Genomic DNA, 24323 nt, shown 5'->3' on the forward strand with positions numbered 1-24323 from the left:
TTTTTTTGATACAGCTAACTATATTTGAACTGTTATTCAGTGTTCCCGTTAAGTACTATGAGCGTTTGTATTTCAACCTTAATCTAAAAACATTAAAACTGTAGCCGAATCATAAGTCCAATTCAGTAAACCTAAATAACCTTTTAAAACAAATATTTAAACTAAAACGCTAAATCGTTTTACAATTTTCCACGTTTTTGTATTCACGGGTCAGGTTCGTGTTGTTCACCCTATCATAATACTCCACGTACAAACATTTAGCGCCAGGTGTAATCGATTACACTTTCTTTAAACATATTCTCATATGCATCTATCTGTACGGATCATCATCACGTGCCTGGTATTGTATGGCCATAACGTACGCGCACAGTCATTACGGAAAGATTCGCTACCGCTCAGCGCCGACAGTATGCGCGTGGAAAGGGAAGTGATCTACCCGTTTAACAGCCTGCAACAATTGCTCAAAGGCAATGCTGCCGGCGTGTATATTCAGGAACCATCTGCCGAACCGGCATCCATGAGTAGTATTGTGTTGCGCGGTACCGCTATTCCTTACATCAGCGCCCGTAATTATTACGAAGCGCAACCTACCATCATTTTAGACGGCATCCCGCTGATCTCAGACCATCCATTTACTTTCGATATACAGGAGTTTCAATACAATCACTTAGGGCCTGCCAGTAATGTCTTTGCGGCCATTGATCCCAATAATATTGCAAGCATCGAAATACTCAAAGACTTCGGACAGGCGGGTATGTACGGGCCCCGCGCAGCGAATGGAGGTGTCATTCTTGTACATACCAAAGCGCCTGTGATAGGGAAAAGGAAAATAAGTTTTAATACCTATTTTGGGATGGTAACACGTCCTCATTTATATACAACCAACGCTAAATTCGAAAACGATTTCAGGCAGGTTTTTTACGATAAATATGCCACGGGGACCGAAGCACAGACCTACCCTTTATATCTCCGGGATTCGACTAATAATGCCTATTACGGGCCGGCTAACTGGACTGACCTCTATTTTAAAAATACACCTGTTTACGGCATCAACGCCGCCCTTTCAAGCGGTACTGAGAGAGCCAACTTTCTTTTTGCCGCAGGCAACCAGCGTTCCGCCAACGCTGCCGATCGTACCCGTGCCGATCGCTACAACGCCATGTTTAAGATTAACATGGTACCGCTCAAAGGCTTTACTGTCAGCGCGATGCTTAGCGCTACCCGGCTGGAAAGAAAACGCAATCGCTGGCTACGCGATCGCTTTGCCGAAATGCAATACCTGCCAGACCTGAGCAGCCCGCTGCCTCCGAACAAAGCCTTCTATGCACAATACCTGAAAGAATGGGACAAGTCATTTGATGATAATAAAACTAATGAAGTAAACGGGTACTTCTCCATCAATGTAAAGATCTCTGATGACTGGCAAATTAACTCCCTCTCAGGTTTTGATTACAACGAAGGGCTGCGCGATGTGTTCTATCCCAGTACCCTGCTCGAAACGGTGAACTACCTCTCTAATTACTTTGGTTATAACCAGCGCGTGTTTGTAAATAATAACATTCAATTTCAACACCAATGGGGCAAACATGGTGTAAAACTGGAAGCCGGCGAGAACTTTCAGGCAGACTTTAACAGATATAATTATGCCTATGCTTACAAAGGACCGAATGACCTGATCCGGGTAAACCTCCTGTATTCTGATAATTCAAAAGACAATTACCTGTCGCCTAAGTCCTTTAACCATGCGTTGATGTTCACCTTCCTCGACAAGCAAAGACATCGCCTGCTGTCATTCTATGGCCGTATGGCTTATCAATATGATCACCGTTTTGACTTTTCCCTCATGATGAGAGCCGATGGCTCTTCCAGTGCACAACCCGACAACTGGTGGTTCTATTCACCCACCGTTACTGCCGGATGGCAACTGAGTACCACATCCAGGCTTCACGCCAGCTGGGGAAGAGTAGGCCGGTTGATGCCGGATGACCGCTTCGGTGAAGGCCCGCAGTATACTTCTGACCTTTCCTTCAGTAACAACCCTGTGCGCTTTTCATACAACGGATTTCCGGGCATCAGCCGCGCCTATTCTTCCGGTTATATCGGCTATGGTATCCGGTGGCCGTTCACCGATCAGTTAAATATCGGCTGGAATACCTCCTTCTTACACGATAGAATGAACATAGCGGTTGATGTGTATCACAAAATGGATCAAAACATGCTGCTGGAGGTACCGTTCTCCGCCGAATATGGTTATGCCTTCCAGTTCAAAAACGGGATGAAAGTCCGTAACATGGGTATTGACCTGAGCGCCAATGCGATCATCGCTACCAAAGATCTCACCTGGCAGCCAGGCATTAACCTGAATTACAACCGCAATACCCTTATGGCCTTACCCGGCGGATTACAGCAACTCGTAGTGGCAGACGGAACACGGCTGTTGAAAGTAGGTAATAGCATCGATCAGTTCTGGGTACTGGAAAACAACGGTATCTATAACAGGGAAAGCGACATTCCTGCCAACCACTCTACCGGCAGGATATTGAACTATAAAGGCATCCCTTTGCAGGCGGGCGACCCCAGGTGGAAAGACCAGAACGGAGACGGCGTCATTGATGATAAGGATAAGGTATTGAAAGGACATATACTCCCACTCATTTCCGGCGGCTTCACAAATGATATCAGCTGGAAAGGATTTACCCTCGGTATAGATTGGTACTTCACCGCATTCAGAAAAGTAATGAATACAGAAATGGCGAACCATTTTGATTTCATTAACAGGGAAGGTAAGATCGATATGAGCGCTGTAAAAGAAATCACTTTCTGGTCAAAAGCAGGGAACTATGATAAATATCCCCGCTATAATCCATGGAGTACCGTGGACCCATACCGTACCGACCAGGATCTCTTCCTCGAGAACGGTGCTTTTCTGAAACTGCGCACCCTGTCTCTCAACTATGATGTAACAAGTGCGAAGTGGTGGAAGAAGAAGAACCCGATTCATCACCTCTCTGTCTACGCAACAGCCAGCAATCTCTTCACTCTCACGCCTTATACAGGAGGGGATCCTGAGCTGGTAGATTACAGTGGCTTTGATAATGGCTACGCGCTTCCTTTTACTAAAACCTACACCATCGGCATAAAAATGGATTTGTAATGAAACGACTATTCCTACTGCTGCTTCTGTTACTATCCTGTAGTACCGGTTGTAAAAAACTACTGGATATTGATTCCACACATGCAGTTTCAGAAGAGAATTTCTGGAACTCACACGAAGATACGCGCACTGCCCTTATCGGTGTTTATGGTCTCCTCCGCGCTGCCATGGCAGACAACAATGCCTGGTGGATGTATGGAGAACTACGTATGGGCGATTTTCAATCCCTGCAGCGGCAGGACCTGAAAGCCATTGTTAAAGGTAATCTCAGGGCCGCTTATCCTTTGTTGCAAACGCTGTCTAACTGGCGCCGTTTTTATGCGGTGATCAATGCTGCCAATATGTTCATGGAACACGTTGCTGAAGTGAGGGAACGTGACCCCAAATACTCTGAACAGAATATGAAAGTGGATATCGCACAGATGCGTTTCATGCGTGCTTACACCTACTTCTTTCTTGTATCAGTATGGGGCGATGTACCATTGATCACGTCCTCTCACGATGGTCAGTTCGAAAACAAAGCAAGGGATAACAAAGAGACTGTACTGGCTTTTGTTGAAAAGGAATTACTGGCAGCAGCCCCCGACCTGCCTTACAAATACAGCGTGGATGATCCGCAGCAGTTAGGACAATACTACAATGAAACTAACACACGCTGGGCTGGCGTATTGGCCCGTAAACTTACCGCCTACGCTATTCTCGCACATGTCGCTGCCTATCAGGGCAAATATGTAGATGCCTCTGTATATGCACAGTTTGTACTGGATAACTACTCCAAAGGTGGCAGCTATTATGTAGGCACCGACGAACTGGTAAGAGGTACCGGCTTTTTCCACTGGAAACAGGATAACCACATACTGGGCTTCAACTTCGACTGGGGCCATGTGGATGCTACCTTTTCCGGCCACCTTGAGGAACTTACCCTTGCAAAACCAGTTGTAGACAAAGCATTGCCTGACATCTATGTGCCTAAGGATACAATCCTGTCCGTCTTTAACCAACCGCTGGATGAGCGATTCAGCCTGGATACACTGACCGGTGTTCCTACTTCTGACCGCTACTTTACCAGTTTCAATACCCAGGTACCCATTTTCAACAAAGTGAAAGTGATACAGGATGGTAATACTTCTGATCCCTCCTTCAGAATATACTCCAGTACAATCATCATTACCCGTCTGGAAAACATTACGCTGCTGCAGGCAGAAGCACTGGCTGTAATCGGTCAGCAACAGAAAGCGATCGATCTGCTGAATACCATCCGCGATATGCGGAGAATAAAACGTTATGATGTCACTGTGGAAGGTGACCTGATCGATGCCATCTTCAGAGAACGACGCAAAGAACTGATGGGAGAGGGGTGGCGCTGGTTTGACCTGATCCGTTACAACAAAATCAAACAGAATGATCCGGCTTTTATGACACTCATTAATAATGGGGGCATCTACTGGCCGGTAGCAGATGAGGTCATTACACAAAATCCATTGATCACGCAAAATCCTTACTGGCAATGAGTAAATACACCTTATTTTTCCTGCTCCTGGTCTTTGCTGCCTGTAAGAAGGATAAAGGATATTATGATTATACCAACCAGCTGAAGAAATTTGACGGCACCACCTACGACTTTCTGCGTAGCCAGCAGCAATATGATTCTTTCCTCCTGGCGGTAGAACGCGTAGGATTGACGGATAGTCTCAGATCCGGAAGCTATACGGTGTTCGCTCCATCTGATGCCAGTTTTAAACAGGCCATCGAAAACATGAATACCCTGCGCGTAATACAGGGACGGGCAGTTATGTACATCAATTCCCTGCCCGAAGAACAGCTGGATACACTGGTATGCCGCTACATTGTAAGAGATACGGTGTCTGCAGGCAGGATGCAGTTGCAGGATGGCCTTCAGTTACCTGCTATCCGCTATGGATATCCCATGCATGGAAAATTTAGCCGCACAGATGCAGAAGGGCATGTAAACGGCGGCCCCGGTATCATTACTTACAGCGATACAAAAGGTGTGATCTATACGAATCGCTGGTCCAATGCAGCCACCGTAGCTATCGATATCATGACGAACAATGGGCTTGTGAACATACTTGACAAGGATCACCAGTTCGGCTTCGATGAGTTCATTGGTCGTATGAACCCCACAACATCTACTCCCTGGAATGACTACCCCTTCTATATTCCGGGGGTGATTGCGCTGGAACAGTTCAATCGGGGAGGTAACAAAGTTGCTTACCTTGATTTCTCTATCGATAATAAAGGGGGTCAGTATCGTCCCGCTGAAAATGTGGATATCGCTAGCGGTGAAGACGGCTTTAAAATAGGCTGGACTGAAACTGACGAATGGATGGACTACAGTGTAGATATCACCGAAACCGGCAGTTATAAAATGCAGTTGCGATATGGTGCCGGTGGTGATAATGGGAAACTTCACCTGTTGTTGGATGGCAATAACGTACCAGGTAGTGCAATGACCACTAAATCTACCGGAGACTATAGCAACTATACGGATATATATGTGAGCGGTGTGCAGCTGAAAGCAGGCAGACACCTGTTAAGACTCTATTTCGATTTCGCACTCTATGACCTGCGGTTTATTAAGCTCTTGCCTGAAGGTCGCCCGTTGCCAATTCCTGGTGTGATTACACTCGAAGACTATGACCCGGGAGGAGAGGGGGTAGGATACCACGATGTAACAACAGAAAACTCAGGAGGTAAATACCGGCCTAATGAAGGGGTAGATATTGACTATTCCAAAAATTCCGGAGGCGGTTACCAGGTGGGTTGGACAGATGCCGGTGAATGGATGAATTATACTGTAGATGTGAAGCAAACCGGTTACTACGTGGCCTCCATACTATTGGGTAGCCCTAATGATAACCGCAAATTCCATATAGAATTTGATGGAGTGGATGTGACTGGTTCTGTAACAGTGCCTAATACCACTGACTATCACAAACGCCAGAATACCACAGTTACCGTCCATCTCACCAAAGGAATACATGTGATGCGCTTCTTTGAAGAAACCGGCGGCTATGATGTGAAGTCCGTCACTTTCCGACCCTTGAATTAATGCACATGAAACGACTGATATTAATATTACTCTTATTCATTTCCTGCCGTAAGTGGGCGGCAGATGACCTGGATTATCTCAGTACCAGGGCCGTGTACAATCAGACTGTATATGCGCCTGTAATGGGCAGAACCACGCTGTATTCACAGATCTTCAATACTGACAACTCCAGCACACCTATTCAGTTTAAAATACTGAATGTACGCCTGAAGACAACCGGCGCACCTAGCACTGATCTGGATCAGACTGTAGACGCATTGGTATGGAAACAAGCCTACACAGGATTTGAGACTTCACTTGAGGAGATCAATGCCAAGCGGGTGAGAGAAAAGCATCCCATCTGGGAAATCAGGCCTACCTCCGGCGATTTTGTACTGTGGTCTACTACCAGTCTGCGGGCACAACCTGATTCCGGTTATCTCTTCGATGTGGAGGCAACGAATTCAGGTGGTAAAAATGTATATAAGGATCTGAGTCTGATGCCATTTATGGAACAGCCTTATTCACCCTATGAATATGATCCCATTACCGGCAAACAAAAGGCGACCTATCCAAATACAAACGACTCATCCAGCTTCATCTTGCAATACAACCATCCGGGCATCAGTAACATGACCAATGATGACAATAGCCTGGACCTGAAATCAGATAGTGTAAGGGTGCTGTTTCATAAAGCAGGCAGTGGCCATAGTGTGACTTTCAAATTTATGGATAAGGATTCCCTGCCTATAGATCCCGCAAAGTTTAACCTGACACCATGGGACAGCCTGATGCATGGATTTAATATACAACGCACTACTACTGGTGTCACTTACCAGGTAGCCTTTCCTATACCTCTGATGCGGTTCAGAACACGGTTTACCAATGGAGATGGCTCCCAGGCTTATGTAAAATTCAGTTTTACAAGAGTCGGTTTCGGCAACGTCAGGAAGACAGCTTCAATGGATCTTTCTTTCAACATCTACCAGGAAGGAGATTGGGAAATCATTTTCTATTTCAGGAACAACCCCCGGTTCAGGGATGAATAAACAATGAAAACTATGAAACAAATTATACTGTTGCTTTTTTGTCTGCTAACCGCCGGGTTCTTACAGGCCCAGGACAAGGTTACTATCACCGGGCAGGTCAGGGATGGTGTTACCAATGAACCATTAGTAGGGGTAAGTATCATGGCAGGGAGTCCGCTGAAAGCAGTGGGAATCACCAATGCCAGTGGTCAGTTCTCCGCCAGTGTGTTCCCTAATTCACCGTTGGTATTCCGTTATATAGGCTACTCTGATTACCGTATTACGTTGAAAGATAAAAGAGAACTGGTGATTCGCCTGTCTGTGACAGAGAATAAACTAAATGAAACAGTGATCATCGGTTATCAGAAGAAAACCCGCGAAATCACGACCGGTTCCGCGGTGATCGTAGGCGGTAAGGAAATACAGGACGTGCCTGTTTCGAATGTAGAACAACTGTTACAAGGCCGTGTAGCTGGTCTGAATATTCAGAATAATACCGGTGCACCAGGTGGCCGTGGTATGATACAGATCAGAGGTCTCTCCAATATTACGGTAACGGGTAGTGGGAATGATGCTTTCCTCTCCCCCACATCCCCCTTGTATGTGATAGATGGTGTACCTATCGATGCAGATGCCAATTTTGAATATGGGTACCAGTCAGCAGGCCCCGGTGTAAGCCCGATGTCTCTTATTCCGCCGGAAGATATTGAGAGCCTGGAAATCCTGAAAGATGCACAGGCAACTGCGCTGTATGGATCCCGTGGTGCGTATGGGGTGATCCTGCTCACCACCCGCAGAGGTAGTTCTCCTATTCCTTTGGTAAGATATACGGGCAATTTCTTTGTGAATACCCCGCCACAGTTGCGCAAGACGATCGGTGGTGCTGCAGAGAGGAGATTACGTCTGCAACAGATTTACGGTAGCGGGAACATTGATAATATTTATAACATTTCTACCACCTATTTCCTGGCGGATAGTCTCAATCCATATTATAACAATTCTACCAACTGGCAGGATGTGTTTTATCAGGCTACTTACAACCAGACACACAATATCAACATTAGCGGTGGCGACCCGAAATTCAACTACAAAGTGGATATGGGATACTATCATGAAAATGGCGTGATCCGTAATACCGGGTTTGACCGCTACTCTGTAAATACAAATATGCTGTATCAGCCTAACCCGAAGTTCAGGGTATTCACCACCTTGTCTACACAGGTGGGTAAAAGAAATAAAGGAGATGGTAATGGCCTGACACAAAGTGGGGTTGCCGCAAATGCTGCGGCGTCGTCACTCCTGCCCGGCCCTTCTTTCTACCAGAGCACTGCCGGTATATTGTCTTCTCTGGACACGAAGAACGATAATAAAACCGCCAATGTGAGAGCAAGCCTGGATCTGAGTTACCAGTTATTGAAAGGGCTGAGCCTGGGTTCAAGCGTGAGCTACGAATATGCCAGTAATACGGAAGACAGGTTTACACCCGCTGCTGCACACAAAGACTTCTCACAGGTATATGCGTACAACGACCGCAAGTTTACACTGTATAACAGGAATACACTGTCCTACTTCGCAAGTATCAATGATAAACACAACTTCTTTATCTCTGCTTTCAATGAAATCTATAGCAAAGGATTCCAGGCACAGGTGATACAACAGGAGAAAACACCCAATGACCAGTACCAGGGACCACTGGGATATGACGGCTATGCGTCGCTGGGTGGTGGTTTGCTCGATAACTACAGCAAACAGCACATTGCCAGCTTTGCAGGTACCTTCTCGTACAACTACCGGCAGAAATATGTAATGGACCTGAGTTATCGTATGGATGGTACCTCCAGCAGCGGTTTTGAAGATCCTTATTCAAAGAACCCTGCAATAGGTGTGAGGTGGAACTTCAACAAAGAAAATTTCCTCAGTGAAAAGAAATGGCTCACATATGGCTCATTGAGAGGTAGCTGGGGACAGAATATCGTACCTTCCGGCGATATATTTGCAATCTATGGTACGTTTGATCCCCGTGGTACATACAATGCTAATCAGCGCCTGGGTATCAACTATTCACTCTTACCGAATACCACTTTACAACCCACTGCAACTACCCAGTACAACGTAGGTTTCGAAGCAGGTTTCTTTGACAGCCGGCTGGAAGTGATCTTCGATGCTTATTACAAATCGGTAAAAAACCTGTTAAGAACAAAGAACTTATCCAACATCACCGGTTTCGATAAGATCACCACTAATGAAACGTCACTCATTGACTATGGGTATGAACTGACCCTGACCTTCCGCCCATTGCCACGTACAAGCAAAGTACAATGGACGGTATCCGTCAATGCGGCGCTGAATAAAGACATCCTGACCCATCTGCCCAATGGTGCCAGGCAGCTTATTGAATATGATTATTCCAACAGTCAGAATACCTTATTCCGCGTAGGTAGAAATAGTTTAACAAATTACCTGCTTAAGACAGAAGGGGTGTATGCCACAGATGCAGACGTACCTGTAGATCCGGCTACCGGACAGCGTTACCGTACTGCCGATGGCACATACTTTAAAGCAGGCGATCCTATTTACAAAGACGTAGACCACAACTACATACTGGATAATAATGACTATGTGCCTGCGGGTAATTCGCAACCACTGATCACGGGTGGCTTACAATCTTATGTGAACTACAAGAACTGGTCGCTGAACCTCAACACCTCGTATACCCTGATCCGCAAGATTCTCAACAATGCTTTTGCAGAAAGAATGCAGTACCTGGGAGATCCTTACACAGCCAAAGCTGTAGTGGATATAAGCGATGTGGATTACTGGACACCGCAACATACGAATGCAAAATATCCTAATCCCTTTGACTATACCCGTTACTCATCAATACGACCTTACCGGTATGATCAGACATTGATTGAAGAAGATGGTTCTTACTGGAAGATCAATACCATCACACTGGCTTATTTACTCAACAGGAAGTTCACCAACAGATACGGTGTGAATTCAGTGAGGATGTATTTCACCTGCAATAACCTGATCACCTTCTCTCCCTACAGCGGCCCAAACCCGGAAAATGTATCGGCGCTCGGACGTGATCAGTCCAGTGGTTACCCCGTACCACGCAGTTACAATTTTGGGATAAATATAGAATTCTAACACACTAAAAAATGAGAACGATTATGTATCGCAGGATATATCTCATCGCTTGCTTACTAATGATCACCCAGGGAGGCTGTAAGAAATTCCTGGATGTAAAGGCACTTGACAGGTTGTCCGGCAATGCCTTCTTCCAGAGTGCGAGTGATGTGGAAGATAACATGTGGGATATCTATGGGCTCTTCAGAGACGTAGTGGGATCCTGCCCGATGTACGCCGTAGCAGGTGAGGTGAGAGGTGGTATGCTGGCTTATTCCCCTCAAAAGAATGATGGTAACGACCGTAGCTTTGTAGAATATGCTGCTAAAAATGATTTACTCCCATTGATCTATACGCCCGGTGGCAAGGATTTCTGGAACATATTTGCCCTGGCGAACCTATCAGACTGGAAACCTTTTTACAGGGTAATACAGGCCTGTAATATCCTGCAATACGAAGTAGGCCGCCGGGTAATACCAGATCTCTCCAATGAACAGAAACTCAAGTATCAGGCAGAAGCCACCTTTATGCGTTGCATGACTTACTGGACAATGGTGCGCCTGTGGGGCGATGTAGCTTATTACACAGACGCTTATCACGAAGCTCCACTGCCCAGGGAGAAGATGGTTACCGTAATGAAAAACTGTATCGAAGACCTCAAAGGTGTGATGGACAACCTGCCCTGGACTTTTACTGATCCTGCCAACCGTGGTGCACGTGCGAGCAAAGGGGCCGCCATTGGATTGATTATGGAAATGAATATGTGGAATGCAGGTTTTGATAAAGGTAACGCACAGCAATATTACCGGTCCACTGCTGATCTGGGCAATGAACTGATACAGAGCAATGCGTATGAACTGCTGCCGATAGATCAGTCATTTACCATTTTCAAAGGACGTAGTAAAGAAAGCCTTTTCGATATCGTGATCAGCTCTAACTACGGCGAAACCTTATCGGAAAAATGGAACGATCTTTCCGAGCTCGTCGTGCACTATCCTTACAAGCGTCCGGCAGGTAATCACCAATACAGTTTTTGCTATTTCAGGGCGGAGTACCTGCGTCGCCTGTATCCGACAGGCATACCGGATGCCCGTATAGAAATGTGGTTCGACTCACAGATGTTTGCCAACGACGGCACCTTCCTGTTCTTAAAGTACAATAGTGTGTACGAACAGGGAAACGACGACGTAAACGTAGATAACAACCTCATTGTACTTCGCTATGCCGGCGCTATTCTGCTCAGGGCAGAGGCATTGGCAGAATTGGGCGAAGATGCAGAAGCCATCCGTATGATGAACCTGATCAGAGACAGGGCCAGGACAACGCTGTACCAGGGCGCTGGTGGCGTAGCTCTGAAAGAGGCCATCTTCACCGAAAGAGCGAAGGAACTGATGATGGAAGGACATTATTACTTTGACCTGGTAAGAACAGGCCGGGTAACAAATACAAACTGGTGCTATTATGCACTGACCCAATCCCAGTTCGATAACGGCGGATGGACCTGGCCTATATCCACAGCTTCGCTGGATAACAACCCTTATATGCAATTAAATAATTACTGGTTAAGATAAAACATGTCTTATGCTGCGCATGATGTTATTTTCTGCTTTGCTACTTATCAGCTTATTCGCCTGTAAAAAGGACCAATACTACCGGGACTCCGGCCAACAGGATCCGCATTTCAAAGGGAATACACTCGCCTACCTGGATGCGGTTCCATTCTTCTTTGATTCAGTGGCACAGGTAGTGAGACTGTCAGGTATGGAAGACGTATTTACAAAGGATACACTCACCTTTTTCGCTCCTACAGACCGTAGTATCAAGAACCTGATAGAGAATCTCAATACCGAACTTTTCAGGAGCGGTTATGATACGGTGAAAACACTGGCCGATGTACCGCCCGTAGTGTGGCAGAAATACCTGCAGCGATATATGTTTCATGGTGCCAACCAGCTGAAGGATTACCCACAGATCGATTTTAGTTTAAAATCAATTTACCCCGGACAGGATTATCTCTCCTGGAATAACACCACGATGAATATAGGTGCCGTGTATACAGATGACAACGGGGTGAAGTATGTAGGCTACCGGCGGCTGTCCATTTCCTACATACCGGATCTTACTTACCCGTTTGACAACTGGATCACAGCATTTGTCTCATCTACGAATATTCTTACGGACAACGGCGTGGTACATACACTGGATAAGGATCACTATACTTTCGGTTTTGACTCCTTTGCATTCATTAACGACATGATATCAGTAATGCAGGCAGGGGGATGATAAAATTAGTACATGATATGAAAATACTCGCTTATATACTGACTGTGAGCCTGGCGCTCAGTGCTTGCCGCAAAAATGACAAAGTCTATCCGGATCCATATGCCGGTGGTCGGGAACCGCTGGGCGTATCTCTGAGCACAGATGCTCCTGTACCTTCAGAAGCGGTGACGGGCACAGTGATCACTTTCAAAGGCAAGGGTTTGTTGCTGCATAAAGATAGTATCCACTTCAACTTCAATGGAGAAGCAGGTGAAATAGTCGCTGTGGATTCAACTGGTATTCAGGTAAAAGTACCGGCTACGGCCAGTACCGGTGTTACCAGTGTGTCTATTGGTGACCAGGTCTTCATCGGCCCGGTATTCAAAGTAAAAGGCAAACTGGACATAGATAATACCTGGAAAGGAGTGGTAGGTGCCAGTAGCTGGGTCACAGATGTCTATCGCTTTGCTGACGGACGTATGCTGCTGATTGGAAACTTCCTGGACTATGAACATAAGGGGGTAGTAAAACCTATAGGCCGCATTGTAATGATCTCTAAAGATGGTGAGATAGACCGTTCCCTGCAGTCAGGCAGAGGCGCAGATGGTTCACTCAGTACGATTGGTACATTGCCTAGCGGGAAATTGGTGGTAGGTGGCAGCTTTGCTTCGTACGATATTCATCAGGCAGAAATGCGCAATATTACTGTATTGAATGCAAATGGATCGATTGACTCTACTGTCGTCAACACATTTGAAGGAAAAGATACCGTACCGGCATTCAATGGTGGCACGGACGGAAATATCGCGAAAGTTTTTGTACATGACAATAAAGTCACGGCTATCGGTTCATTCAGTTATTACGAACAATATGTGTATGGTGTATCAGACTATCTGCACGAGCGGGATTCGCTGGTGGTAGACAGTGTGCCGGTGAGGAACCTGATACGTTTCTTCCCCGACGGCTCACTAGATTCTACATTCAATTACAACACCACTTTGCACAGGAGTAATGATGGCCCGAATGGGCCCATTAGCGATGCATTCATGCAGGATGATGGTAAACTGATCATAGTAGGCCGCTTTACCCGCTATAATGGGTTAAATGCACCTTTTATAGCCAGGATCAATACAGATGGCAGCCTCGATCAGGGATTTGGTGGTAATGGGGCCGACAATGTCATTGCCAGCATCCGTTACAATGCCACGACCCAAAGATTCATACTGGCAGGAGGATTTCGCAAATTCGACGGTGTAGATCACCAGGGCCTGGTCATGCTTAAGTCCGACGGAACTGTGGACCCGCAACTTGCACCATTGCCGATGGCGGCCGATATGAGTTACTATCACGCACAACAATTGAATAACGGACTGATCATAGTGAATGGTTATTTCAATAAATATGGCAAAGTACACCGGAGCGGTTTTATGGTTTTGAATGCTGATGGATCACTGGCAGCGGATTATAACAACACTGCTGATTTTGGTGGTATTCTTTCCAGGGTAGTAGAAACTACTAATTCTTCCGGTCAGACGCAGGTGCTCATTACAGGAGCTTTTAGCTCATTTAACAGGGTTGAAATTAGTAATGTAGTAAGGTTATTATTTAAGTAAAGGTCAATTATGCAGCACAAAATATACCTCCTCCTGTTACTGGTCGGCTTCATGGCCTGCAATAAAGGCTACGACCGTATGCTGGACAAAAAAGACTATAATGACAGTACAGGCATCATAGCACGTACACCCAAAATATTGTTCCTCACCATAGATGGTGCAAGGGGCGAAGCTGTCAGAGATGCCGGAGCTCCCACACTGCTGTCGCTGTCAGAGCACGCTATCTATTCCTGGAATAGTATCAGCGATACTATTGCTTTGCGTAACACCGGCTGGGCAGACCTGCTTACAGGAGTGCACAAGGAAAAGCATGGTGTGAACAAAGCTGATTTTAGCAATAATCACCTGCAGGCTTATCCGGTATTCTTCAAATATATCAAAGAAAGAGCACCTAAGTTCCGCATTGCGGCATACAGTTCCTCGGATAGCCTGGGTCGGTTTTTAATCACAGATACTGACGTCAATCAAACATACGCAGATGATGATAATGCAGCCACCCAGGCTATCCTGCAGGAGCTAGCCATCGACACTGCCAGTATGGTATTTGGTCAGTTCTCGCAGGTGGAACTGGCAGGACGCCAGTACGGATACGATGTGAGTGTGCCTGAATATAAAGCGGCGATCTTACAGGCAGATGATCATATCGGTAAGATCCTGGCAGCCCTGAAGCAACGGAAAACCTATGCTGCGGAAGACTGGCTGGTGATCATCACAGCCGGTAATGGCGGTCCCTATACAATCGACCCGTCAAATGATGATGGCACAATCCTGAGCAATACAAAGGTGAATACGTTCACGATTTATTACTCCCCCCGTTATGCTCCCAGTTTTCTGGACAGACCGTACACAGGCAACCGCTATACCGGGAAAGCGGTGCGGTTATACGGGGATAACGCAGCCAGTGCTGTATATGCCACGATTGACAGTGGTAAGGAAGATTACAACCTTGGGAAGGATGCTGAGGCAACGATCGCATTAAAGATCAAAAAGAACAAAACTTCTGCAGGGGACTATTCCTATACCTATCCTTCTGTGATAGGTAACAATATGTCGCTGGACTGGTGGAATAATACCGGATGGAACATTTCGCTGGAAGTCAATGCGTGGGGGGTACATTTTGGCCAGAACGGTGCCGGATTTAATATGGCAACAGCCGCCAATATCAGTGATGGTAAGTGGCATGACATTGCCGCTGTGTTTTTAAACAGGGATGGGAAGCGATTTCTGCGCCTGCTGACAGACGGTAATTTCAATACAGAAGCAGACATTACAAACTATGGCAACTTCGACACTGACGCTCCATTGACATTAGGTTATATGCCAGGCAATATTGTGAATAACCGCTGGCTGGATGCTTATATCACCGAAGTGCGATTCTGGAAAGCTGCCCTTCCAGACAATGTGATCAGTGAATATGTATGTGCACAGGAACTTCCTGCCTCACATCCTTATCACGATTACCTGGTAGGCTACTGGTCCTGCAAGGATGGTTATGGAAATGTGTTCAAAGACCAGAGTGAGTGGGCACATGATTTCAAAATAAAAGGTAGCTACAAGTGGGATGACTTCAGTGACCTGATGTGTCCAAGTAGCGCCAGTAACCTTGCCCAGCTGGTACCACAGCCGGTAGATCCTGTACGCCAGATCCTGAACTGGCTGCAGATAGCTGCGGATACTAAATGGGATCTGGATGGAAAAGTCTGGGTCACTTCCTATGTAGATATTAACAAATAAATTGCCTGCTATGCGCCCTTATATATTGCTACTGTTATTTTTCTTTGCCTGTAAAAAGAATGACCGTTTTAAAGATGAACAGTTAAACCCCGTCAATGTCGCTATCCGCAGTGAGAATGGAATAGTAAATATTCCTGGCGCAAATGAATATACCAAAGCGACTGACGACATTACTATCCCGGTGAAGCTGGTGTTTTCTGCTGCCACTCCTAAGATCTTTACAGTGAATATTGGTGTAGATAACGATACGATCAATACACTGATCAGTAGTAAGAAACTTGAGAATGCAGTGTTGCTGGATGAGTCGTATTATACCCTGCCGCGCACCGCTGAGATCCGGTTTGGACTTGATACCTTCAGCATCCCGTTAAAAGTAAATATGCAGGCAATAGAACGGTATTACGGCCACGACCTGGCATTGGCAGTACGATTGTCGGATGCCACAAAATCAAACACATTGGATGCAACAGGGCAAATGGCCATTGTGCTCATTCATACAGATAAGGTGATTGCAAATACTGAAATTCACTATCTCTATTTTACAAAAGCAGGTAGTGTATTGATGGAACCAGATGGAACAGATCATACACTGGGTAACACCGATGTAACATTGCCTGTAAGTGTTACACTGGGTGGAGTAGCCGGTGGTGCTTTTACTATCAATCTGTCTGCTGCACCAGACACAGCACAGGCGTTGATTAATAACGGAACACTCGCGGGATCTGCATTACTGGCGGCAGGTACTGATTATACGCTGCCGGCCACAGTGAATTTCCCTGCCAATACCAATGTGGCTAAGTTCAATCTCACCGTTAAGACGGCCGCTATCACCAACAACGCGAATAACAAACCTGTATTGGCAATCCGGCTGACAGATCCAACCCGGCACCTGCTGGACTCTTCAAAGAACACAATCGTCCTGGAGCTGAACCCATCTAAGCTGATCGAAACAGACATTACCAATCAAAACATTAAGTATACTACCCAATATGAAAATACCAGCAATGGCAATGAGAACTCACCTAAGCTGATTGATAACAACGTCAATACAAAATTCCTGTTAGGCAGCTTCTCTACCGTATGGGCGATGCTGGAGTTTGCAACGCCACAGACCACCGGGGCTTACACGATGACTTCTGCCAACGATGCGCCTGACCGTGATCCTAAAGACTGGACGGTAGAAGGTTCCAACAATGGCACAGACTGGGTAGTGCTGGATAAACGGGTGGATCAGAATTTTGGATCTCGTTTCCTGACAGTGAAATATACCTTTTCCAACCAGGATGCTTACAAGTTCTACCGGCTGTATGTGACAGCTACACATGGTAGCTCTCTCTGGCAACAGGCAGAGTGGCGCCTGATCAAACGGCCCTAGCAATAGATCTGGCACGCTGTTGTCGGTATATTCCATAAACAGTTCGTTATGGAAGTACAGGAAATGAAGATCAGCAGCCAGGCTTTTGAGCATGAAGGCGCAATGCCGGCTAAATATACCTGCGATGGAAATGAAGTTAGTCCTCCACTGCATATAGAAGGAATTCCACAGGGTACGATCACCCTGGCTTTAATAGCAGAAGACCCTGATGCACCTAAGGGAATTTTTGATCATTGGCTGGTGTGGAATATCGACCCTGTGTCGGATATAGAAGAGGGTGGCAGACCTGGTATCAGCGGTAAAAATGGTGCTGGCAAGACGGGGTATCATGGTGCCTGTCCGCCAAATGGGACACACCGTTACTTTTTTTACCTGTTTGCGCTGGATACAGATATCGACCTGCCTGAAGGTGCATCCAGGCAGGAGCTGCAGGACGCCATGCAAGGTCACATAATAGGGCAGGGGAGCCTGATGGGAACATATCAACGTAATTAATTAAAAGAGGTTGCTCAATATTTTTGAGCAACCTCTTTTAATGTTGGCAGACCATTATTAAAGCCATCTAAGGACGTTTTATTTTTGAAACATTTTTATTTTCGTGCTATTTTTGACGCAATGAAATTCGAACTCATCCAGGGAGATATCACCAAAGTTCATGCTGATGCAATCGTAAACGCCGCCAATACATCTCTGATGGGAGGTGGTGGGGTAGACGGTGCTATTCATCGTGCCGGTGGCCCGGCTATACTCGAAGATTGCCGGAAGATCGTAGCCCGCCAGGGTAAGTGTGCGACCGGCGAAGCAGTGACAACAACCGCAGGAAACCTGCCTGCCAGATATGTTATCCACACAGTAGGACCTGTATGGAATGGTAAACTACGGGAGGAAGAATTACTGGCCAACGCTTATCGTAATAGTTTGGAACAGGCTGTGATACACGATGTGAAAACCATCGAGTTTCCTAATATCAGCACAGGCATTTACCGCTTTCCAAAAGATAAAGCCGCACAAATAGCTATCACTACAGTAAGAGCGTTTCTTGAAAAAAATAATACAATAGAAAAGGTAATCTTTGTATGTTTCGACCGGGAAAATTACGATCTGTATAAATCCCTATTATAATAAAATCTATGAGAAGAATCAGCATCCTAATGGCGCTTGCAATAGCAGGGTGTCATCAGGAAAAAAAGACATCACAACAAGAGGAAACTACCACAGAACAAACTGCGGCTACATCCGGCGCAGCTACCGGATCAACTGCATTTGAGGCTAAGAAGGTGCAGGAAGGCGTGAAGGTATTGTTCGATACAGTAATTGCTACAAAACAGACAGATGCCTTTATCAAGGCAAAGTATCCGTACAATACACCCGGTATTGCTTTTACACACAGCGATCAGGACATCACAGGGGATAGTACGACCACCCGTATTTCCGTTTTCCACATTCCGGGGTATGATATTACCTATAAGTTTGAATTTAAAGAAGAGTTTGAAAGTGGTAGCAGTACAATCACTGTCAACAGGAAGCAGATCACCCGCATCATCGATGAAAGTGGCAGCACGGTCAACGATTGTGGATATATGAGCTGGGGTGGATCACCTATGGAAACCTGCACCATCAAAGGACAACAGTATGTGATACTCTCAGGTACGAATGAATGGGCTTCCGGTATGTTTACTAACCTCTGTTACGGTATCCTGGTACCACTGGCAGAAAATAATACGACTGCTTACCTGGTATCCAGTTATGGACAGCTGTCATTCTATCCAAAAGGGGAAGCTAACAGTACGAAGCTGACCTTTATACAGGGAGGCCGTCTGGAAGAAGATGAGGAAGAAGATGAACTGGACAGCCTTCGTTTACAAATCGCACAGCTTGACATCCGTCAATAAAAACAGTAACTTTCTCATACAAAAAATCATGTATGAGAAAGTTCCCGTTATTGCTGCTCTTAATAATAGTTTGTAGTCTGCAGGTCTATTCACAAGGTCTTGACAATTTGTATCGCCTCTCCAATGCAAAAACCCGAAGCATCAGTCCGGAAAACCTAACTGGTGAAAAAGGTAAAGGAGGTATGGCCTCCCCCTCCAGAAGTGCTCCGCCGAATACAGCCAATGCATCTGATGCTGCCTGCGACCTGGGTCAGGGCTGGAAAGTAAATCCCTTCATCATTATCAAACCCGGTCAGACATTTACACTGGCCGAAATAACCGGCTCCGGTGCTATACAACACATCTGGATGACACCAACAGGTGTATGGCGTTATAGCATTCTGCGCATCTACTGGGACGATGAAAAAACGCCTTCAGTAGAATGCCCGGCAGGCGATTTCTTCGGTATGGCGTGGAACGAATATGCTCCATTAACATCACTCGCTGTGTGTGTAAATCCCGGCAGTGCTTTTAACAGTTACTGGCAGATGCCTTTTAGAAAAAAGTGCCGCATCACCATGGAAAACATCAATACTGAGCAAATGACGCTTTACTATCAGGTAGATTATGAATTAAGAGCCGTGCCTGCAGATGAAGCTTATTTCCATGCACAGTTTCGTCGTGTCAATCCTGATACCAGTGGCGATTATGTGCTGGTAGATAATATTCAGGGTAAGGGGCAGTATGTAGGTACTTTTCTGGGAGTAGGAGTGAATAACAACGGTTGGTGGGGAGAAGGCGAAATTAAATTCTTTATGGATGGGGATACACAATTCCCCACAATCTGCGGTACCGGTACAGAAGATTATTTCTGTGGCTCTTACAACTTTGACAGGAATGGTAAGTATGTGCCTTTTTGTACACCTTACAGCGGCCTGCACCAGGTGATTCGGCCTGACAATGATTATCACACCCGTCAGCGGTTTGGCATGTATCGCTGGCATATAGTAGACCCGGTGAGATTTGAAAAAGACCTGCGGGTAACAATACAGGATCTGGGATGGCGTTCGGGTGGCCGGTATTTAAAACAGCAATCTGATTTATCTTCTGTTGTGTACTGGTACCAGACAGAACCACACCAGCCGTTCCCGGCTCTGCCCTCAAAAGATGCATTGGAGGTATACTGACACAGTTGCTTCACACAACGTAAAAGTAATCTTAAAGATCTGAAGAGGCTGGCTTTAAGCCAGTCTCTTCCTGCCCCATACAATAAACCCCGCCACGATCGCGATGGCAATATTAAATCCAATCACATTGGCTTCGCCCCTTGCAATGTGGAAAACTGATGCGCAAACCATGAGTAAAATAATCCCGCTGGCAGCATAAATCGTTAGAAAGGGGAGTAGGATACCAATACCGCCTAAAAGGTCAATAATGCCCGTAAAAATAAGAAATGAAGGGGCTACCTGGCCTTTCCATGGGTATATAGCAGCCTGTTGTGCAATTGGTGTAAAAAGTTTATCGTAGCCGGCGTAAATAAACAGCACACCTACTAAAAGCTGAAGGATCCAAAGAATAAGGTTCAATACTTTCATAATTGCTCCGGTTTAGGGAAGCAAACTTAAGCAGGTTAACAGTCCGTAAAATTTTAGTTACTTACAGGTAAGTGAAGTTTATCCGAGCGCTTTTTCTAATATACCTTCCAATTGTTTTACAAGTTCTCCGAAACTGGAAGGTTTGGTCATAAAATGAGCAGCACCCAATGCAGCGGTGTCAAGACCATCTTTCTCCCTCAGGGAAGTCGTAAAGATCACGACCGGGATTTTTTCCAGTTGCTTGTTTTGTTTGATGATTTCCAGGAACTGTTTGCCATTCATTTTAGGCATATTCAGATCGAGAAAAATCAGTTGCACATCAATGGAATTGTCTTTCAGCAATTCCAGTCCTTCTTCTCCATCCGACGCAAAGTGACAAACAGCATTGCTGTCTACAATAGACATCGCTTCACCAAATAGTTCCTGATCATCAATGTCATCATCAACCAGTAAAATAACCTTGTTTGTCATGTGCGCAAAAGTACCGATAATAGTGTTATAATATCCAATTAAGATGGGTGACTGGGGAGCTGTGGAAATATGTGTTTTATTGTTAATGAACAATCATTCATAAATCAGTGCTATTATAAGCATTCCAGGCAATAAAACCCGGCGGTTGTCATGAAAAATACTTTTGACCCTTATTTTATCACTAATAGTTGAAAAACAGATAATAATAAACTTTTCCGGGGGCTAATCCTTACCTGTATCGCGTTTTACTGTTTTTATTATAGACATATTATTATTTTCTTTAAATAATTATTTATAATTTTATCTTACTAACTGAAAAACCGGAGATCCCTAATCCTAATGGACCGCTTTTTAATAAGAAAAACCATAGCTCACGGACTCGTTTTATCATGCTTTGTACTATCCCTTGTATTTGCTAATGCTAACGCACAAGGCTTTGCTAAAACAAGTGCCTCAGGAGTAGTAAGTAATGTTAATATAGTGTCTAACAATGAGAACACATCCTTTGCCAAACTGGGGGATGTAGTGACTTTGTCCTTCATTGCCAGCAGTGACCTGCCAGAACCCCAGATCACAATTGCAGGTCATAAGGTAATTCCCATCGCTGTATCTTATCTGCAATATACTGCGTCATTGACTATGACAGATGTAGATGCTGAGGGTCAGATCACTTTTAATATCGCCTATATCAATAGTGCAGGCGATACGCTGAATCAGGTCAATCAGACCACCGATAATAGTGTGGTGTATTATGATATGACGCGGCCTACATCAGGCCTCTTCTCTACGATTGGAAGCCCCGTTTCAGCCCCCTTTAGTATAAGTATCAGTTTCAATGAAGCAATCAGTACGTTTGATGTAAGTCGCATCATTGCCGTGAATGCGACGGTGAGTAACTTTGATCGCGTGCGTAATAACCTCATTACAGCAATAGTCACTCCGCTGCATGATGGCAGGCTATCTGTACAGATCCCCGACAGTACAGCCACAGACCAGGCAGGGAATCCCAATACAGCCTCTGTGGTACTTACCAGAACGGCAGTATCTACAGGTATGTTTGACAAAATTTACCCGAATCCGGCCAGTACAAACCTGACAGTAAAATATATACCGGCTGTAAGTGAAAAAGCAGTGATTTCATTAGTAAGTTATGCCGGTCATACCGTGTATGAAAAAGAAATGGCATTGGATGGACTGACGGTCACCATTGACGTAAGTAACATTCCTTCAGGAATGTATATGTTGTTTACGCGATCAAAAGATTATAGTTTTTATACAAATGTAGTGGTCGCCCATTAATAACTACCTTTTCGCAATCCATTGCAATTTGGTACTTGATAAAAACCAAAATGACAGGCGCAAAATGACTGTTATTTTACGTAGGAAAATTATCCCTATATCCAAATTATTCCCTACTTTTACTATGTTATGTTAAACTTTCGTCGACCCCCCACCTTATGAGATGTGAAAATCTGAACCGTGTATCTAATTAAAATTGGTCTTCTAAAGAACATAAGAACTCAAAATATCCAGGTTGAATGTAATATGCTACAACAGAATCAGCAATCAGCATAGTTATCCAGTAGCCATAGAGTCTCAATAGCCAATTCGATTCCCCTGGTATTATTTTTTATCAACGCTCCTGACAAAGTGCAGGTGTGTAACGCGTACTATTTGGATCGTATCTGGTACGATACAGGAATAGCGTATACCTTGTTAAGCTACCAGCAAAAGTTGCCTTCATGCAGAAGTCAGAACAGGTAGCTGCTGTAACTATGCCCGAAAGATCGGCTTTGTATTGACAGCAGCTTGTATTGCCAATAATGATGCCTCGAAAAGTATCTTAAACAATGATACCGAAATGTTTTTCACTGTAATGGTGAATGATACCCCCAAATAGTATACCCGCTATATACTCATGAAATGTTATGAAATGAAAAAGAAACTGCTTATCGAAATCATCGCATCTTTACTAGTCATATTGTTTTTGTATACGGGATTGAACAAGCTATTCGAGCACACCACTTTCAGATACCAGTTGAGTATCTCGCCATGGCCCCTGCTCGCATCCTTGTCAGGAATTGTATCCTGGGCATTGCCAATAGGAGAAGTATTGCTCGCAGCAATGTTCCTGATCACTGCATTCCGCATGACAGCTTTCATTGCAAGTGCCATCCTCTTTGCTACATTCCTGGCATACCTGGGAATCTTACTGAGTAGTGGCACCAACCTACCCTGCACCTGTGGAGGTATCATCAGCAGCATGAGCTGGAATGCACACGTGTGGTTCAATACCGCATGTTTGTCACTGTGCATCGCAGGCATATTCCTGGTGCGTAATACTTACCGGATATTAAATCAGCATTAATACTAACAGCGCAACTATTGTATCTAAAGCACAACAACTAATTATCACATACGCCAAACTTAACAACGTAAACAAGTAACCAAAGCAATGAAACACATCCGTCTCACTGCACTCGCAGCAGTATTCACCATTGTAACCATTAGCGCCACACAGGCTGCTAAATCTTTCAGGTCGCTCGTCTATTGGTATGACCCATACACATACGATTACCTGGGTGCTACTTTCGATAAAGATAATCCACCCACAGGGTGTAAAGGAAACGGAGCCCTGTGCGCCTACGGCTACTCATCTCCCAATCCAACTACTACGTCCGTAGCCCGTGCCTTCAAAGAGTAATGGTTCACCTCATAAGGGCCGCTATACCAAATAATAAAGAGCCTGTATCTTTCTAAGATATAGGCTCTTTGCTATTTGATTACTTCATAAAAAAGGTTCTGAATATATAAATTGTAGCAAATAAACTTTTTTGCTTCTGGGTGAAGCGATTTTCCCATTGATCATTTCCGGCAACGATTGCGTAAATAAAATTCCCCCAACCTATCCTTTTGCTTAAACTTTTATGTAGCTTGGCCCCTATTAGTGTCAGTAAGACACCGAAGACAACAACTGCAGTTTGTGTAATTCCATGATTATGAGCGGCGTTTTTTTACTGTAGACTGGCCCATAAA

At 45.1% G+C, this 24323-nt stretch carries 19 protein-coding genes; 17 read left to right on the forward strand and 2 right to left on the reverse strand.

Translation table 11 applies throughout. From position 1 onward, the window contains the following. The first annotated feature begins 304 nt into the window (after nucleotides 1-304). From ABDW33_RS11070 to ABDW33_RS11135, 14 genes are all read left to right on the forward strand, one after another. Nucleotides 305-3154: a SusC/RagA family TonB-linked outer membrane protein gene (locus ABDW33_RS11070; RefSeq protein WP_343690127.1), complete on the forward strand. Its 2850-nt coding sequence runs from the start codon at nucleotides 305-307 to the stop codon at nucleotides 3152-3154. Continuing rightward, nucleotides 3154-4665, forward strand: a complete 1512-nt coding sequence (locus ABDW33_RS11075) for a RagB/SusD family nutrient uptake outer membrane protein (RefSeq protein WP_343690128.1) — start codon at nucleotides 3154-3156, stop codon at nucleotides 4663-4665. The genes ABDW33_RS11070 and ABDW33_RS11075 overlap by 1 nt, the downstream gene beginning before the upstream one ends. After that, nucleotides 4662-6227, forward strand: coding sequence for a carbohydrate-binding protein (locus tag ABDW33_RS11080; RefSeq protein ID WP_343690129.1), 1566 nt, complete (start codon nucleotides 4662-4664; stop codon nucleotides 6225-6227). The genes ABDW33_RS11075 and ABDW33_RS11080 overlap by 4 nt, the downstream gene beginning before the upstream one ends. A gap of 5 nt (nucleotides 6228-6232) precedes the next feature. Further along, nucleotides 6233-7255 (forward strand): DUF5007 domain-containing protein, encoded by a 1023-nt coding sequence (locus ABDW33_RS11085; RefSeq protein WP_343690130.1) that lies wholly within the window; start codon nucleotides 6233-6235, stop codon nucleotides 7253-7255. Nucleotides 7256-7267: 12 nt separating this feature from the next. Continuing rightward, nucleotides 7268-10387, forward strand: coding sequence for a SusC/RagA family TonB-linked outer membrane protein (locus ABDW33_RS11090; RefSeq protein ID WP_343690131.1), 3120 nt, complete (start codon nucleotides 7268-7270; stop codon nucleotides 10385-10387). A gap of 11 nt (nucleotides 10388-10398) precedes the next feature. Further along, nucleotides 10399-11937, forward strand: a complete 1539-nt coding sequence (locus tag ABDW33_RS11095) for a RagB/SusD family nutrient uptake outer membrane protein (protein ID WP_343690132.1) — start codon at nucleotides 10399-10401, stop codon at nucleotides 11935-11937. 10 nt (nucleotides 11938-11947) lie between these two features. Next, nucleotides 11948-12649 (forward strand): hypothetical protein, encoded by a 702-nt coding sequence (locus tag ABDW33_RS11100; protein ID WP_343690133.1) that lies wholly within the window; start codon nucleotides 11948-11950, stop codon nucleotides 12647-12649. 17 nt (nucleotides 12650-12666) lie between these two features. Then, nucleotides 12667-14241 (forward strand): DUF5008 domain-containing protein, encoded by a 1575-nt coding sequence (locus ABDW33_RS11105; RefSeq protein ID WP_343690134.1) that lies wholly within the window; start codon nucleotides 12667-12669, stop codon nucleotides 14239-14241. Between the two features lie 9 nt (nucleotides 14242-14250). After that, entirely contained in the window at nucleotides 14251-15975 is a 1725-nt protein-coding gene (locus ABDW33_RS11110; RefSeq protein WP_343690135.1) for an alkaline phosphatase family protein, read from the forward strand. A gap of 10 nt (nucleotides 15976-15985) precedes the next feature. Continuing rightward, the gene (locus tag ABDW33_RS11115) at nucleotides 15986-17350 is read left to right on the forward strand and encodes a DUF1735 domain-containing protein (RefSeq protein WP_343690136.1); all 1365 of its coding nucleotides are present in this window, start codon (nucleotides 15986-15988) and stop codon (nucleotides 17348-17350) included. A gap of 48 nt (nucleotides 17351-17398) precedes the next feature. After that, complete coding sequence (locus ABDW33_RS11120) at nucleotides 17399-17845, forward strand: YbhB/YbcL family Raf kinase inhibitor-like protein (RefSeq protein WP_343690137.1); 447 nt, start codon at nucleotides 17399-17401, stop codon at nucleotides 17843-17845. Between the two features lie 120 nt (nucleotides 17846-17965). Further along, nucleotides 17966-18472 carry an O-acetyl-ADP-ribose deacetylase gene (locus tag ABDW33_RS11125; RefSeq protein WP_343690138.1) on the forward strand — a complete coding sequence of 169 codons (507 nt, stop codon included), beginning with the start codon at nucleotides 17966-17968 and terminating at the stop codon, nucleotides 18470-18472. 8 nt (nucleotides 18473-18480) lie between these two features. Beyond that, complete coding sequence (locus ABDW33_RS11130) at nucleotides 18481-19242, forward strand: hypothetical protein (RefSeq protein WP_343690139.1); 762 nt, start codon at nucleotides 18481-18483, stop codon at nucleotides 19240-19242. A gap of 32 nt (nucleotides 19243-19274) precedes the next feature. Beyond that, nucleotides 19275-20408, forward strand: coding sequence for a glycoside hydrolase family 172 protein (locus tag ABDW33_RS11135; protein ID WP_343690140.1), 1134 nt, complete (start codon nucleotides 19275-19277; stop codon nucleotides 20406-20408). A gap of 54 nt (nucleotides 20409-20462) precedes the next feature. On the opposite strand, the gene ABDW33_RS11140 is transcribed toward ABDW33_RS11135, so the two are convergent. Further along, nucleotides 20463-20816 (reverse strand): DoxX family protein, encoded by a 354-nt coding sequence (locus ABDW33_RS11140; protein ID WP_343690141.1) that lies wholly within the window; start codon nucleotides 20814-20816, stop codon nucleotides 20463-20465. A 78-nt stretch (nucleotides 20817-20894) separates the two neighbouring features. Beyond that, nucleotides 20895-21287, reverse strand: a complete 393-nt coding sequence (locus tag ABDW33_RS11145; RefSeq protein ID WP_343690142.1) for a response regulator — start codon at nucleotides 21285-21287, stop codon at nucleotides 20895-20897. 480 nt (nucleotides 21288-21767) lie between these two features. Between ABDW33_RS11145 and ABDW33_RS11150 the strand changes: the two genes are divergently transcribed. From ABDW33_RS11150 to ABDW33_RS11160, 3 genes are all read left to right on the forward strand, one after another. Next, nucleotides 21768-22586, forward strand: coding sequence for a T9SS type A sorting domain-containing protein (locus ABDW33_RS11150; protein WP_343690143.1), 819 nt, complete (start codon nucleotides 21768-21770; stop codon nucleotides 22584-22586). A 634-nt stretch (nucleotides 22587-23220) separates the two neighbouring features. Then, the gene (locus ABDW33_RS11155; protein ID WP_343690144.1) at nucleotides 23221-23655 is read left to right on the forward strand and encodes a MauE/DoxX family redox-associated membrane protein; all 435 of its coding nucleotides are present in this window, start codon (nucleotides 23221-23223) and stop codon (nucleotides 23653-23655) included. Nucleotides 23656-23742: 87 nt separating this feature from the next. Next, nucleotides 23743-23991, forward strand: coding sequence for a hypothetical protein (locus ABDW33_RS11160; protein ID WP_343690145.1), 249 nt, complete (start codon nucleotides 23743-23745; stop codon nucleotides 23989-23991). The last annotated feature ends 332 nt before the right edge of the window (nucleotides 23992-24323 follow it).

This window comes from Chitinophaga sp. (genome assembly GCF_039596155.1).
Taxonomy (GTDB): Bacteria; Bacteroidota; Bacteroidia; order Chitinophagales; family Chitinophagaceae; genus Chitinophaga.

Coding starts and splice junctions, on each gene's coding strand:
- ABDW33_RS11070 (WP_343690127.1), top strand. CDS start 305: ATGCATCTATCTGTACGGATCATCATCACGTGCCTGGTATTGTATGGC.
- ABDW33_RS11075 (WP_343690128.1), top strand. CDS start 3,154: ATGAAACGACTATTCCTACTGCTGCTTCTGTTACTATCCTGTAGTACC.
- ABDW33_RS11080 (WP_343690129.1), top strand. CDS start 4,662: ATGAGTAAATACACCTTATTTTTCCTGCTCCTGGTCTTTGCTGCCTGT.
- ABDW33_RS11085 (WP_343690130.1), top strand. CDS start 6,233: ATGAAACGACTGATATTAATATTACTCTTATTCATTTCCTGCCGTAAG.
- ABDW33_RS11090 (WP_343690131.1), top strand. CDS start 7,268: ATGAAACAAATTATACTGTTGCTTTTTTGTCTGCTAACCGCCGGGTTC.
- ABDW33_RS11095 (WP_343690132.1), top strand. CDS start 10,399: ATGAGAACGATTATGTATCGCAGGATATATCTCATCGCTTGCTTACTA.
- ABDW33_RS11100 (WP_343690133.1), top strand. CDS start 11,948: ATGCTGCGCATGATGTTATTTTCTGCTTTGCTACTTATCAGCTTATTC.
- ABDW33_RS11105 (WP_343690134.1), top strand. CDS start 12,667: ATGAAAATACTCGCTTATATACTGACTGTGAGCCTGGCGCTCAGTGCT.
- ABDW33_RS11110 (WP_343690135.1), top strand. CDS start 14,251: ATGCAGCACAAAATATACCTCCTCCTGTTACTGGTCGGCTTCATGGCC.
- ABDW33_RS11115 (WP_343690136.1), top strand. CDS start 15,986: ATGCGCCCTTATATATTGCTACTGTTATTTTTCTTTGCCTGTAAAAAG.
- ABDW33_RS11120 (WP_343690137.1), top strand. CDS start 17,399: ATGGAAGTACAGGAAATGAAGATCAGCAGCCAGGCTTTTGAGCATGAA.
- ABDW33_RS11125 (WP_343690138.1), top strand. CDS start 17,966: ATGAAATTCGAACTCATCCAGGGAGATATCACCAAAGTTCATGCTGAT.
- ABDW33_RS11130 (WP_343690139.1), top strand. CDS start 18,481: ATGAGAAGAATCAGCATCCTAATGGCGCTTGCAATAGCAGGGTGTCAT.
- ABDW33_RS11135 (WP_343690140.1), top strand. CDS start 19,275: ATGAGAAAGTTCCCGTTATTGCTGCTCTTAATAATAGTTTGTAGTCTG.
- ABDW33_RS11140 (WP_343690141.1), bottom strand. CDS start 20,816: ATGAAAGTATTGAACCTTATTCTTTGGATCCTTCAGCTTTTAGTAGGT.
- ABDW33_RS11145 (WP_343690142.1), bottom strand. CDS start 21,287: ATGACAAACAAGGTTATTTTACTGGTTGATGATGACATTGATGATCAG.
- ABDW33_RS11155 (WP_343690144.1), top strand. CDS start 23,221: ATGAAAAAGAAACTGCTTATCGAAATCATCGCATCTTTACTAGTCATA.
- ABDW33_RS11160 (WP_343690145.1), top strand. CDS start 23,743: ATGAAACACATCCGTCTCACTGCACTCGCAGCAGTATTCACCATTGTA.